Source organism: Nonomuraea sp. NPDC049637, from assembly GCF_040675235.1.
Taxonomy (GTDB): domain Bacteria; phylum Actinomycetota; class Actinomycetes; order Streptosporangiales; family Streptosporangiaceae; genus Nonomuraea.
In genome coordinates, this window is the sequence record NZ_JBFAOM010000004.1 from 258028 (window position 1) to 271356 (window position 13329).

Here is a 13329-nt window from a genome sequence, read left to right on the forward strand (position 1 = left end):
TAATGTTCTATCCACTTTTGTGTGGAAATATGCGGGCAATAATCCCTCTAAAGTGCCGGTCATGCGCGTTTTATCCCGAGCAGTACTCGCTGCCCTCGTGGCGGGCGCCCTGACCGCCACCCCGGCCCTCGCCGACACGGCGGCGGCGCCCTGTGACACCCCGGCCGACCGCCGCGTCGCCGAGGTGCAGGGCAGCGGCGACACCGGCCCCCTGACCGGCCAGACCGTACGGGTCGAGGGCATCGTGACCGGCGACTTCCAGCGGACCGACCAGCTCAGCGGCTTCTTCCTCCAGGACCCGCGGCCGGACGCCGACCCCCGGACCTCCGAGGGCCTGTTCGTCTTCGCCCGCGAGTCCTTCAAGGACGTCAAGACCGGCGACCGCGTCCTGGTCACCGGCAAGGCCACCGAGTTCAACGGCTGGACCGAGCTGTCCCCGGTCACCGCCGTGGACGTCTGCGGCACCGGGAGCGTGGCGGCGCAGCCGTACACGCTGCCCCCGGCCGCGGACGGCCTGGAGGCCGTCGAGAACATGCTGCTCACCTTCCCGCAGCCGCTCACCGTGGACGACAACTACAACCTGGGCCGCTTCGGCGAGGTCACGGTGTCGGCGCACGGCCGGCTGTACCAGCCCACCGACCGGCCCGGCGTGGACCCCGCCGGCGACACGCGCCGCTCGCTGCTCATCGACGACGGCTCCAACCGCGAGAACCCGGCGACGCTGCCGCCCGTCACGCGGGCGGGCGCCGTGGCCGCCGGCGTCACCGGCGTGCTCGGTTACGGCTTCGGCGAGTACCGCCTCCAGCCCACCAAGCCGATCGCCTACCTGGACGCCAACCCGCGCACGCCGCGCCCCTTCCCGGTGGTGGGCAACGTGACGGTGGCCTCGTTCAACACCCTCAACTGGTTCACCACCATCGGCTCGCGCGGCGCCAGCAACGCCAACGAGCAGCAGCGGCAGCTCGCCAAGCTGGTGGCCGCGCTGAAGGGCCTGGACGCCGACGCGGTCGCCCTCATGGAGGTCGAGAACAACGGCCAGACCGCGCTGCAGGCGCTCGTGGACGCCGTCAACGCCGAGGTCGGCGCCGGCACGTACGCGGCGCTCAGCCACCCCCACCCCGGCACGGACCTCATCCAGGTGGGCCTGATCTACAAGCCGGGCAAGCTGACCCCGGTCGGCGAGACCAGGGCCTCCCAGGACCCCGTCTTCAGCCGTCCGCCGCTGATCCAGACCTTCCGCAGGAAGGGCGGCGGCCAGCCGTTCACCATGATCGTCAACCACCTCAAGTCCAAGGGCAGCTGCCCGGCCGACGGCCCCGACGCCGACCAGGGCGACGGCCAGAGCTGCTGGAACCCCACCCGCGTCAAGCAGGCGCAGGCGCTGCTCGGCATCATCGGCGACCAGGACCTGCCCAACCCGCTGGTGCTCGGCGACCTCAACGCCTACGGCGAGGAGGACCCGATCGACACGCTGGAGGACGGCGGCCTGACCAGCCTCACCAAGCGGTTCGTGCCGCAGGCGCAGCGCTACAGCTACCTGTTCGACGGCCTGGCCGGCGAGCTCGACCACGCCTTCGCCGGCAAGCAGCTGCTCAAGCGGGTGACCAGCACCACGATCTGGCACATCAACTCCGACGAGCCGCGCATCCGCGACTACAACACCGAGTTCAACCCGCCCGGCCTCTACCAGCCGGACGCCTACCGCTCCTCCGACCACGACCCCCTGGTGATCGGCCTGACCCTGCCCGGCGGCCACTGACCCGTGCGGAAGGCGCGGCCCGCGGGCCGCGCCTTCCGGCGTCCCGGATCGCCGCTCGCAGCGGGGTTGCGCGCCTCCAGGGCATGGAATGCTGGTGGGGGGTACGTGGTTGACACGGTTGCAATTTCACCGAAGAGCGAGGAGCCGCTTGTGGCGACCATCGAAGTAACAGAGAAGAACTTCAACGACATCGCCGACAAGGGCATCGTGCTGCTCGACTTCTGGGCGACGTGGTGCCCGCCGTGCAAGAAGTTCGGGCCGATCTTCGAAGCGGCCTCCGACAAGCACGACGACATCACCTTCGGCAAGATCGACACCGACGCGGAGCAGGCGCTCGCGCAGGGCTTCGACATCACCTCGATCCCCACGCTGATGGCGATCCGCGACGGCATCGTGGTCTTCGCCCAGGCCGGCGCGATCCCGGGCCCGGCCCTGGAGGACCTCATCCGCCAGGTCCGCGCCCTCGACATGGACGCGATCCGGGCCGAGCTCAGCGAGGAGCTGAAGAACGCCGAGCAGAACTGACCCCGGCGGGCCCCGCCTGCACGGCGGGGCCCTCGCGTCGCCCGGCCCGCGCCAGGGCGGCGGCCAGCGGGAACACCGCGATCACCACGAGCGTGCCAGGCAGCCCGGCCAGGCGTGACAACGCGCCCGCCACGCCCAGCCCGATCCCGCCGCCGACGAAGAACGTCAGGTTCAGCAGGCCCATCGCGCCGCCGCGCCGCTCCACCGGGAAGCTCGCCGACATCCGGGCCGTGATCACCACCTGGGCCAGCGAGAACGCCGGGAACCCGAGCGAGGCGGCCACCACCAGCAGCACCGCGGCCCACCCCGCCGGCCCGCCGTGCCCACCCTGCCCGCCCGGCCCGTCGCTGAGCGCGCCGGCGAGCCCCGCCGCGACCAGGCTGAGCGCGAACGCCGCGGCGACGGCGGGCAGCAGCCACGACCGGGTGCCCGCGATCCTGGCCAGCACCACGCCCACCAGCGCGCCCGGCAGCAGCCAGGCGCCGATCGTCAGCACACTCCACCCGTGCACCCCGGCCAGGAGTTGCGGGGCGGCCCACATGGTGGCGAACAGGCCGCCGTACACGCCGACGCCGATCAGGGCGGCCCCGCGGAAGACCCGGTCGGCCGGCAGGTCACGCGGGACGAACCCGCCCGCCGCCGTACGGGTGCGCCGGACCAGCGCGGCCCCCGCGAGCACCGCCACCACCCCGGCCAGCGCCGCGACGGGCCAGGTCAGCCCCAGGTTGGCCGACTGGACGAGCACGAGGAACGCCGATACGCCCGCCGCCAGCAGCCCCGCGCCCACGACGTCCACCCGGCCGCCCGACCCCGCCCGCCGCGCCACCGGCAGGCAGAACGGCACCGCCACCAGCGCCAGAGCGGGCAGCGCGAGGGTGAGCCGCCACGACAACGCCTGGGTGACCAGCCCCCCGGCCAGCGTCGCGCCCGCCGAGAAGACCGCCATCGCGCTGCCGAACCAGGCCAGCACCGCCTGACGCCGCTCCGGCTCGGCCGTGGCCGCCAGGTTCAGCGCGACCGCCGACAGCCCGCCCGACCCGGCCGCCAGCACCGCCCGCGCCGCCACGAGCGCGGCCAGCGACGGCGCCGCCAGGCAGGCCAGCGCCCCGAGCGCCAGCACCGCCGAGCCGAGCAGCAGCGTGCGGCGCACCCCCCACGCGTCCGACAGGCGCCCGAACAGCGCCGTCCCGATGCCCAGCGCCAGCGCGTGCGCGGTCAGCACCCACACCACCGCGCCAGGACGCGCCCCCAGCGCGGCGGCGACGTCCGGCAGGGCCACTCCGGCCGCCGTGACGCCGAACACGGCGGGGCCGAAGAGCGCGCCCAGCCTGATCCCGATCGATCCACTCCCGTTCATGCGGGACAGTCCATCGCGGGAAGAGCGGGCGAACCAGGAGACGTTCTCCTGGACAGTCATCACGGATCATGATGAATGGAGACACCGTGGAGCTGCGGCAGCTCGCCTACTTCGTCGCCGTCGCCGACGAGGGCGGCTTCGGCCGGGCCGCCGAGCGGCTGCACATCGTGCAGCCCGCGGTCAGCCAGCAGGTGAGCAGGCTGGAACGCGAGCTGGGCGCCCGCCTGTTCGACCGGTCGACCCGGCACGTGCGGCTGACCGAGGCGGGGGAGCGGCTGCTGCCCGAGGCCCGCGAGGTGCTCGCCGCGGCCGAACGGGCCCGCCGGGCGGTCACCGGCCACCTGGCCGAGTCCACCGTGCGGCTCGGCGTGTCCGCCGCGCCCGGCACCCGCCTGTACCCGATGCTCGACCGGCTCGACCCCGGCCTGCGGGTCCGGCTCAGCAAGCAGGGGCTGGCCGAACGGCTGGCGGCGGTGCGCTCCGGCGACCTGGACGCCGCCCTGGTGCGTCTCGTGGACGCCGCGCCCGGCCTGGAGTTCTTCCCCGCCTGGACCGAGCCGCTGGTCGTGGCGCTGCCCGCCGGCCATCCGCTGGCCGGCTCCGGCACCCTCAGCCTCGCCCAGCTGGGCGACCTGCCCGTACGGCTCGCCCCCCGCGAGCGCAACCCGTCCTTCCACGACCTGGTCACCGGGGCCCTGGCGCGGGCGGGCGTGGACCCGCCGCGCGGCCCGGCCTTCACCGGCCTGCACGACACGCTCATCGACCTGGCCTCGGGCCCGCCGTCGTGGACGCTGTTCTACCCGGTCTTCGACGACCTGCCGCCGATCCGCGGCGTGGCCTACGCCGGCCTGGACGAGCCCGAGGTGCGCACCTACCTCGCCGTGCCGCCCGGTCCGCCCACGGCCCGGGTACGCCGGCTCCTGGCCGCCCTGGCCTGACCGCGGGCCGCGACCGGGCCGTCCGTCAGGGCTTGCGGGCGACGCCGACGTAGCCGACGTCGGTGCCGCTCGTCAGGGCGGGCGGCTCGGTGGGACGCCAGTCCTGGGGGAAGACCAGGCCGGGGTCGGCCAGCTCGTAGCCCTCGAAGAAGGCCAGGATCTCCTTGTCGGTCCGCAGGCTCAGCGCGGCCGTGGCCTGGTTGTAGACCTCCAGCGCCTGCGGGGTGGTGTCGGGCCTGGCGTCGATGGCGTGGCTGATCACCAGGTGGCTGCCGGGGGCGCTGACCTCGCGCAGCCGGGCCACGATCGGGTGGGCCTGCTCGTCGGGGATGAAGTGCAGGATCGCCAGCATGAGGAAGGCCACCGGCCGGTCGAAGTCGATCAGCGCGCCCAGCTTGTCCAGGAGGGTGTCCACCTCGCGGATGTCGGCCTGCAGGATGTCGACGTTGTCCGTACGGGCCAGCAGCGCCCGGCCGTGGACGCACACCACCGGGTCGTAGTCGACGTAGACCACGCGGGCCTCGGGCGCGATCTCGTGCGTGTTGCCCTGGGTCGGCAGCCCGGCGCCCAGGTCGACGATCTGCCGTACGCCCGAGTCCACCAGGTGCCGCACGGCCCGCCGCAGGAACGCCCGGTTGGAGCGGGCGGCCTCCTTGGTGTTGGGGAACACCTTGAGGATCTGCTCGGCCGCGGCGCGGTCGGCCGCGAAGTTGTCCTTGCCGTCGAGGTAGTAGTCGTACATCCGCGCGACGTTGGGGACGTTGGGGTCGACCCCCTCGGGGGCACTGTCCACGATTTCTCCCGAAATTTCGGTCCTTCGGGTGATCATAGCCTCGCCGACCCCGCCCGCACCGGAATTCGGTTCGGTTGTCCGCGCGGCGCGCGTCACGAACACGCGCCACGCGGAACCGGCCCAGCCCGGGAGCACGCCGCCCTCAGCGCTGCGGCTCCCGGTACGGCTCAGCCCCGATACTGCGTCAGCCCCGGTACAGCTCGGCCACGCGGAAGGCGAGGTCGAGCGACTGGCCGCGGTTGAGCCGCGGGTCGCAGGCCGTCTCGTAGCGGGTGCCGAGGTCGCCCTCGACGATCTCGTGGCCGCCGCCCACGCACTCGGTGACGTCGTCGCCGGTGAACTCGATGTGGATGCCGCCCGGGTGGGTGCCGAGCGCGCGGTGCACCTCGAAGAACCCGGCCACCTCGTCGAGCACGTCGTCGAAGTGGCGCGTCTTGTGCCCGCTGGGCGCCTCGAAGGTGTTGCCGTGCATCGGGTCGCAGATCCAGGCCACCTGGGCGCCGGCGGCCGTGACCTCCTTGACCAGGGTGGGCAGGTGCTCACGGATCTTGGACGCGCCCATCCGGGTGATGAACGTGAGCCGGCCGGGCTCGTTGTCCGGGTTGAGCTTCTGGATCAGCGCCAGCGCCTCCTCCGGCGAGGTCGTCGGCCCGAGCTTGACGCCGATCGGGTTGCGGATGCCGGCGAAGAAGTCGACGTGCGCGCCGTCGAGCTGACGGGTGCGCTCACCGATCCAGACCATGTGCGCCGAGACGTCGTAGGGCAGGCCGGTGCGCGAGTCGATGCGGGTGAGCGCCCGGTCGTAGTCGAGGATGAGCGCCTCGTGGGAGGAGTAGAACTCGACCGTGTGGAACTCCTCGGGCTCGGCCCCGCAGGCCCGCATGAAGGCCAGCGCCTGGTCGATCTCGCGGGCCAGCTGCTCGTAGCGGCGCCCGGCGGGAGACTCGGCCACGAAGTCCTGGTTCCAGGCGTGCACCTGGCGCAGGTCGGCGTAGCCGCCCTTGGTGAAGGCGCGCGCCAGGTTGAGCGTCACCGCCGAGGAGTGGTACGCCTTGAGCAGCCGCCACGGGTCGGGCTCGCGGGCTTCGGGGGTGAACTCGAACCCGTTGACCATGTCGCCCCGGTAGGCCGGCAGCTCCACGCCGTCGCGGATCTCGGTGCCCTTCGACCGAGGCTTGGCGAACTGGCCCGCCACCCGGCCGATCTTCACGACCGGCACCTTCGCCGCGTAGGTCAGCACGATCGCCATCTGCAGCAACGTCTTGAGCTTGTTGCGCACGTTGTCGGCGGTCGCGCCGGAGAAGGTCTCGGCGCAGTCGCCGCCCTGCAGGACGAACGCCTCTCCGCGCGAGACGGCCGCCAGCTGCCTCTTGAGCTGGTCGCACTCGCCGGCGAAGACGAGCGGGGGCAGGCCGCCGAGCTCGGCGACGACCTTGTCGAGCTCACCGCGATCGGGCCAGTCGGGCTGCTGGGCCGCGGGGAGGGCTCGCCAGGAATCGAGATCCACGAGATTGCTGCTCACGAGATACGAGGGTATTCCACTGACCCGGGCCCACCGACCCCCTTGTCCACGTTGTGAGAATGCATTTATCAGCTTTCGGGAGACTTCACATGCTCAGGCAGCACCCCGAGGCCGATGAAACGCCGCGGCAGCCGGTTGAACAGCGGGATCCTGGTCAGGTCGCGCGGCATCCCGGACGCGTCGAACCGCCGCCCCAGCGCCGGCGTGATCACCTGGTTCTGCACCAGCCGCTGGGCCGCCTGGGTGACCCGCGTGGGCAGCATGCGCCGCCGCTGCAGCCGGTGCAGGAGGGACTCGGGGATCGGCAGGCCCGCGGCCAGCGGCGCGGCCAGCAGGTTGGCGGCGGCCACCGCGTCCTGGACGGCCAGGTTGATGCCCACCCCGAACACCGGCGACATGGCGTGCGCCGCGTCCCCGATGCACAGGAAGCCGGGGCGGTGCCAGCGGCGCAGCCGGTTGAGCGCGACCGTGAGCACGCTGACGTCGTCGAAGCCCTCGATCTGCCCGACCCGGCCGGCCAGGTACGGCAGCAGCGTGGCCACCGGCCGCCTGAGGGCGTCGATGCCCTGCTCGGTCAGCCGCCCGAAGCCGCCCTTGGGGATCAGATAGGCGAGCTGCCAGTAGGTCTCGCGATTGATGGCGACCATCATGTGGCCGCTGGAGACGCGCAGGAACGTGTCGTCGGGGTCGTCGTCGTGCCGGGGGAGGCGGAACCAGACCACGTCCATCGGCGCGTGCAGGTCCTGGGGGACCAGGCCGGCGCGGGCGCGCAGCGCCGAGTGCCGTCCGTCGGCCGCCACGGTCAGCGTGGCGCGCAGCTCGTGCTCGCCGGACGGGTCGCGGTAGCGCACCCCGCGCACGGCCCCGCCCTCCCGGATCAGGTCGTGGGCCTCGGCGTTCATCAGCAGCCGGAAGTTCGGGTACGCGCTCGCGGCCGAGGTGACCAGCTTGAGGAAGTCCCACTGGGGGACGAACGCGATGTAGTCGTAGCCGCCCGGCAGGCCGCGCAGGCTGGCGAGCCTGATGTCGCCGGTGTCGGTCACCAGCCGCAGCTCGTGGGCCTTGCGGTGGGGCAGCCGCAGGAAGTCCTCCGCCAGGCCGAGCTCGGCCAGCACGCGCAGGGTGGAGGGGTGGATCGTGTCGCCGCGGAAGTCACGCAGGAAGTCGGCGTGCTTCTCCAGCAGCGTGACCTCGACGCCGGCCCTGGCCAGCAGCAGTCCGAGCACGGCCCCGGCGGGGCCGCCTCCGGCTATCACACACGTCATAATTCATCACCCAATGAGATTGTGTCACGTCCCCGGAAATGAGCAAGCCCCCGCGCCGCTCCGGCGGGCCCGGAGCGGCGGTGGGGGGAGCCGGGTCAGGAGGGGAGGGGCGGACGGCCGTAGCGGGCCGTCCAGGCCGTGTAGACCGGGCTGCGGGCCGCCACGGCGGCGTGGGCCGCGCGGGCGCTCTCCAGCAGCGCCGGCGCATGCGCGGCGAACGACGACCGCCAGATGAGCACCTGACGCATCCACAGCGGGTTCCCGCGCAGCGGCAGCACCGACACCCGCTCGCCCGGGTCGTAGAGCGCCTGGCAGGCCGACACCGCGTGCCCGGCCGCGATCAGCTCCCGCCGCACCCCGGCCTCCACGAGCTGGTACCGCCCGCGCGGCGTGAAACCGGCCCGCCGGCACGCCTCCAGCAGGTGCTCCGGCCAGCCCATCCCGTCGGGCGGCGGCAACACCCACGGCTCGCCCGCCAGCTCGGCCAGCTCCACCTCGGCACGCCCGGCCAGCGGATGGGCGGCGGGCAGCGCCACGAACACCGGCTCGACCGCCACCACGCCCATCCCCATGGCCGGGCCGGGCCGCAGCTCGTGGTCGGGGTAGTCGGCCACCAGCGCCACGTCGAGCCGTCCGTTGGCCACCATGTCCACCAGCACCCGGACGTAGTGCTCGGTCTGCAGCGTGATCCGCGCCTCGGGCAGCGCGCCCGCCAGGTTCGCGACGAGCGGCACGACGACGGGGTTCTCGAAGCCGCCCACCCGGATCGCCTGCCCGGCCAGCTCGTACGGCCCCGCCGCCAGCAGGTCGTCCACCCCGGCGAGCACCACCCGCGCCCTGGCCAGCACGAACTCCCCGAACGCGGTGGCCGCCACGCCGCGGTGGTCGCGGGTGAAGACCGCCCCGCCGAGCAGGCGTTCGATCCGTCCGAGCTGGGCGGTGAGCGCGGGCTGGGAGACGCCGAGCGCCGCCGCGGCCCTGGTCACACTGCCGTGGTCGGCGATGGCGCGCAGCGTCCTGAGATGTCTCAGTTCGAGCTGCATCCCGCAGAAGCTATCACTCCGGAGTTATGCCCTTATGGGATGAGACTGCCGGATCTATCCGGCCGATAGTGCATGACATGCGTAGATTCGCGGCCCTGGTACTGGCCGCCGCCGTCCTCCATGTCCCATCCGCCCATGCGTCGGCGGCCGCCGACGGGCCCGGCGCGGCCACCGTCGTGCCGGTCCAGGTCACCGGCGCCCCGGCCAAGCGGTTCAACCTGATCGTCATGGGCGACGGCTACACCGAGGCCGAGCAGGCGAAGTTCCGGGCCGACGTGGACCGGCACCTCAACGTGATGTGGTCGATCGAGCCGTTCAAGACCTACCGCGACTACATCAACGTCTACCGGATCGACATCGTCTCCGGCGAGTCCGGCGTGAGCTGCGACCCCGGCCTGGACGCGCCCCGCCGTACCACCCCGCTGAGCATGGGCTTCTGGGGCGGCTGCAACCCCGGCAGCGTGCAGCGGCTGATCACCATGGACAACTCCGCCGCCACCCGGTTCGCGAACCTGGTCACCGGGACGACGTCGGGCAACCGGCAGATCCTCGCCCTGGCCAACAGCGGCACCTACGGCGGCGCGGGCGGCAGCTACGCCACCGCCTCGGGCAGCAACTCCATGTCCGCCCTGATCAGCCCGCACGAGCTCGGCCACTCCCTGGGCGGCCTGCAGGACGAGTACGACTACTACCAGCGCGGCGTCCCCGGCGGGACCTACGGCGGCTCCGAGCCCTCCAGCGCGCACCACAGCCTGCTGACCGAGCAGCAGATGCTCGACCAGCGCCGGAAGTGGTGGCGGTGGCTGGGCGAGGACAGCGAGTCCGGCGGCCCGATCGCCCGCTACGAGGGCGGCCTGTACTACACCAGCGGCGTGTGGCGGCCGAGCAGGCACTCCATGATGAAGACCCTCGGCTACTACTTCGATCAGGTCAGCCGCGAGGTCATGACCCAGCGCATCACCGCCAAGACCACGCTGATCCAGGACTCCACGCCGACCGCCGCGCCCGTCGGGGCCGACCGGGTGCTCTGGGTCGAGCCGATGCGCCCGGTGGGGCACTCGCTGACCACCACCTGGGCCGTGGACGGCAAGAACCTGCCCGGCGACGCCGACGTCCTCGACCTGCGCACGCTGGGCCTGGCCGCGGGCACGCACACGGTCACGGCCACGGTCGCCGACCCCACGGAGTTCGTCCGGGACCCGGCGATCCGGACCGCCATGAGCAAGACCCGCACCTGGACCGTGGACACCACGCTCACCACGCCGCCCGACGGCGTCCAGGCCGCCGTCGTGTCGTCCACGCCGACGGACCGCCCGGCCGGGCGCGACGCCGTCGTGTACGTCGAGACCACCCACCCGGCGGCGTCCGTCCCGGCCGTCACCTGGGCGCTGGACGGCCGGCCGGCGGGCACCGGCACCGAGTTCGACCTGGGCGCGGCCGACCTGACGCCCGGCGCCCACACCCTCACCGCCACCCTCGGCGCCACCACGCTGACCTGGCAGGTCGACGCCACCGAGCCCACCACCGGGTACGAGCTGTCCGAGCCGCTCGCCCGCTCCGGCGACACCTACGTCTACAACGGCCCGTTCACGATGAAGCTCACCGGCGACGACGACCGCGACGGCTACGTGGTCTCGGAGTCCCGGGTGGACGGCGACGGCTGGTTCAACTACTTCGGCTGGCCCACCTCCTCCGAACTGCCCTGGACGTTCACCGAGCAGGGCACCGTCATCGACTCCCTGGTCTACGGCAAGCTGCCGCGCGGCCGGCACACCGTCGAGTACCGCTCGATCGACGCCGCCGGCAACTACGGGCAGGCCAAGAGCTTCACCGTCACCACCATCGCCCCGCCGCCCGCCTGCGACCGCACGGTCACCGGCGCGCACCGCGGCCCGCTCACCGTGGCCGACGGCGTCACCTGCCTGAAGGACGCCCAGGTCAGCGGCCCGGTCACGGTCAAGGCCGGCGCCTCGCTGGTGACCGACGGCGGCCGGATCAGCGGCACCCTCACCGCCGCCGGGCCCGCCGCCGTGCACCTGATCAGGACCCGCGTGGACGGCGCGCTCAGCGTCACCGGCGCGGGCCGGCTCACGGTCGTGGGCGCCGAGCTGCGCGGCGCGGCCGTGCTCACCGGCAACACCGCGCCGATCCTGTCGGGCGTCACGGTCAAGGGCGCGCTCGCCTGCACCGGCAACACCCCCGGGCCGGCCGACCTCGGCGTGCCGAACCAGGTGAACGGCGCGGGCGGCGGTCAGTGCGGCAAGCTGTCAGCGGGCGTCAAGGGGAAGCCGTACGAGGCGGTCCAGGACGTCCGTCAGTGAGCTGACGGCCAGATCGCGGACCCTGGCGTACTCGGACTCCGGGTACTGCCGGGGTCCGTTCTCCACCAGCAGGATCAGGTAGAGGTAGGCGCGGTACAGGTCCAGCCGGACGCGGGCCGAGGAGGTCAGCTCCAGCGGCGTCACCTCGCGGTAGCCGGCCAGCAGCGGGTCGTCCTCGCGCAGCTCGTCGAAGATCGTCGGGGTGACGAACTCGGCGATCGGGTCGCCCCAGAACGCCCGCTCGTGGTCGATGATCGCCTGGATGCGCGGCTCGCCGGTCAGGTCGAGGAACACGTTCCCGGCCCACACGTCGAAGTGCACCAGGCACGGCGTGGTCACCTCGTCCAGCACCGGCGCGGCCCGCTCGAAGATCGCCATGATCTCGGCGGCCGGGCGGGGCAGCGGCGCCGGGTAACGCTCGGTGTCGGCCAGCAGCGCGCCCGCCATGGCCAGGAACGCCTCCCGCCAGGTGGCGCCGACGATCCCGGCGTGCGGGTAGCCGAACACCTCGCCGGTCACCGCGTTGAAGGCGGCCAGGTGACGGCCGAGCTCCCGGCGCAGCGCCTGCTCGCCCTCGGGCTTGACGTCGTTCCAGGAGACGCCGTCGAGCGCGGTCAGCATCAGGTAGTCACCGCCGAGCACCGGGTCGTCGAACCCGGCCACCAGCAGCTCGGCCATGGGCACGCCCGCCGCGGCGGCCAGCTCGTAGGCGGCCGCCTCCATGCGCAGCAGGTTGCGCTCGTAGCTGAGCTGGTCGAGGTCGGGCGAGGGGGAGAGCTTGAGCACCACCTCGCGGCCGTCCTCCAGGGTCAGCCGCCACACGGCGTTGGCGTAGCCGTCGGTCAGCTCGACGGCCGTGAAGACGCCCGCGCCCACGGCCCGTCTGGCCAGCGCGTCGAGCTCGGCGGGCGATAAGCGGCGCTTGGTCCTGCTGTCCACGCGAGGCCCCTTCCGGGTTCAGGCGACGCTGATCGTCCAGCTCGCCACGTGTTCGTCGCCCGGCCGCAGCACGACCAGGTCGGTGCCGGAGTTGAAGGCGTCGGGCGGGCAGGTCATCGGCTCGACCGCGACGCCCTCGTAGCCGAGCTGCCGGCTCGTGCACACCTGCACCCACGGCAGCACCGCCGGGTCCCAGCCGACGCGCACCGCGCCCACCCGCACCTCGCCGCGGTCGAGCCCGGTGAAGGCGTGGTCGATCACGGTGTCGCCGACCGGGCGCGGCTTCCTGAAGTCGTACGGGGTGCCGGCGACGTCGGCCAGGCCGGCCGGCAGCAGTCGGTCGTCGGTCGTCAGGTAGCGGGCGGCGGGCAGCTCCAGCTCCTCGCCCAGCAGCCACGGGTGGGGCCCGCAGCCGTAGGGGGCGTCGGCCTCGCCGGTGTTGCGGGCCGTGACCGTCGTGGTCAGGCCGCCCGCGTCGAGCCGGTGCTCGGCCGACAGCGCCAGCGTGAACGGGTAACCGGGCGCCTCGGCCAGCTCGTACGTCAGGCGCGCCCGATCGGCCTCGGCCTCGGCCACCTTCCAGTCGACGACGGCGACCAGGCCGTGCAGCGCGTGACCGCGATCGGGCTCGGTCACCTCCAGCCGGTGCGAGCGGCCCTGGAAGGCGTAGCCGGCGCCGCCCACCCGGTTGGGCCAGGGGGCCAGGACGGTGCCCGCGAAGTAGGGGACCGGGCCCTGCTCGGGCCAGGTCGTCACGAGGTCACGCCCGCCGTGCCGGAGCGTTCTGAGCGCGGCGCCGCGCGGGCTGATCTGCGCGGTGTAGCCGCCGCCTTCGAGCTGGGGCACGGGAGAAGGTCCTTTCGTCGG

At 73.1% G+C, this 13329-nt stretch carries 11 protein-coding genes; 4 read left to right on the plus strand and 7 right to left on the minus strand.

The genetic code is table 11. The annotated features are described in order from the left end of the window. Window positions 1–61 precede the first annotated feature (61 nt). Both AB0J71_RS08050 and AB0J71_RS08055 read left to right on the plus strand, forming a co-directional pair. Window positions 62–1759, plus strand: a complete 1698-nt coding sequence (locus AB0J71_RS08050; RefSeq protein ID WP_364389713.1) for an ExeM/NucH family extracellular endonuclease — start codon at window positions 62–64, stop codon at window positions 1757–1759. Window positions 1760–1909: 150 nt separating this feature from the next. Continuing rightward, window positions 1910–2284: a thioredoxin family protein gene (locus tag AB0J71_RS08055; RefSeq protein WP_352329467.1), complete on the plus strand. Its 375-nt coding sequence runs from the start codon at window positions 1910–1912 to the stop codon at window positions 2282–2284. Here AB0J71_RS08055 and AB0J71_RS08060 read toward each other — a convergent pair. Beyond that, window positions 2250–3701, minus strand: coding sequence for an MFS transporter (locus tag AB0J71_RS08060; RefSeq protein ID WP_364413359.1), 1452 nt, complete (start codon window positions 3699–3701; stop codon window positions 2250–2252). The genes AB0J71_RS08055 and AB0J71_RS08060 overlap by 35 nt on opposite strands. A 26-nt stretch (window positions 3702–3727) precedes the next feature. Here AB0J71_RS08060 and AB0J71_RS08065 point away from each other — a divergent pair, with 26 nt between their 5' ends. After that, entirely contained in the window at window positions 3728–4579 is an 852-nt protein-coding gene (locus AB0J71_RS08065; RefSeq protein WP_352329463.1) for a LysR family transcriptional regulator, read from the plus strand. Window positions 4580–4604: 25 nt separating this feature from the next. Here AB0J71_RS08065 and AB0J71_RS08070 read toward each other — a convergent pair whose 3' ends face one another. The 4 genes from AB0J71_RS08070 to AB0J71_RS08085 form a co-directional block, all read right to left on the minus strand. Further along, window positions 4605–5372 (minus strand): SAM-dependent methyltransferase, encoded by a 768-nt coding sequence (locus tag AB0J71_RS08070; protein ID WP_352329461.1) that lies wholly within the window; start codon window positions 5370–5372, stop codon window positions 4605–4607. Window positions 5373–5556: 184 nt separating this feature from the next. Next, entirely contained in the window at window positions 5557–6894 is a 1338-nt protein-coding gene (locus AB0J71_RS08075) for a class II 3-deoxy-7-phosphoheptulonate synthase (RefSeq protein WP_352329459.1), read from the minus strand. Window positions 6895–6962: 68 nt separating this feature from the next. Beyond that, entirely contained in the window at window positions 6963–8159 is a 1197-nt protein-coding gene (locus AB0J71_RS08080) for an FAD-dependent oxidoreductase (protein WP_352329458.1), read from the minus strand. 95 nt (window positions 8160–8254) lie between these two features. Beyond that, window positions 8255–9202: a LysR family transcriptional regulator gene (locus tag AB0J71_RS08085; RefSeq protein ID WP_364389718.1), complete on the minus strand. Its 948-nt coding sequence runs from the start codon at window positions 9200–9202 to the stop codon at window positions 8255–8257. A gap of 77 nt (window positions 9203–9279) precedes the next feature. Between AB0J71_RS08085 and AB0J71_RS08090 the strand changes: the two genes are divergently transcribed. Further along, window positions 9280–11523, plus strand: coding sequence for a M64 family metallopeptidase (locus AB0J71_RS08090; RefSeq protein ID WP_352325789.1), 2244 nt, complete (start codon window positions 9280–9282; stop codon window positions 11521–11523). Here the strand turns inward: AB0J71_RS08090 and AB0J71_RS08095 are convergent. Together AB0J71_RS08095 and AB0J71_RS08100 are read right to left on the minus strand one after the other, a co-directional pair. Beyond that, window positions 11470–12462, minus strand: a complete 993-nt coding sequence (locus AB0J71_RS08095) for an aminoglycoside phosphotransferase family protein (protein WP_352325790.1) — start codon at window positions 12460–12462, stop codon at window positions 11470–11472. The genes AB0J71_RS08090 and AB0J71_RS08095 overlap by 54 nt on opposite strands. An 18-nt stretch (window positions 12463–12480) precedes the next feature. Further along, window positions 12481–13308: an aldose 1-epimerase family protein gene (locus AB0J71_RS08100; protein ID WP_352325791.1), complete on the minus strand. Its 828-nt coding sequence runs from the start codon at window positions 13306–13308 to the stop codon at window positions 12481–12483. Window positions 13309–13329: the final 21 nt, after the last annotated feature.

Coding starts and splice junctions, on each gene's coding strand:
- AB0J71_RS08050 (WP_364389713.1), top strand. CDS start 62: ATGCGCGTTTTATCCCGAGCAGTACTCGCTGCCCTCGTGGCGGGCGCC.
- AB0J71_RS08060 (WP_364413359.1), bottom strand. CDS start 3,701: ATGACTGTCCAGGAGAACGTCTCCTGGTTCGCCCGCTCTTCCCGCGAT.
- AB0J71_RS08080 (WP_352329458.1), bottom strand. CDS start 8,159: ATGACGTGTGTGATAGCCGGAGGCGGCCCCGCCGGGGCCGTGCTCGGA.
- AB0J71_RS08085 (WP_364389718.1), bottom strand. CDS start 9,202: ATGCAGCTCGAACTGAGACATCTCAGGACGCTGCGCGCCATCGCCGAC.
- AB0J71_RS08090 (WP_352325789.1), top strand. CDS start 9,280: ATGCGTAGATTCGCGGCCCTGGTACTGGCCGCCGCCGTCCTCCATGTC.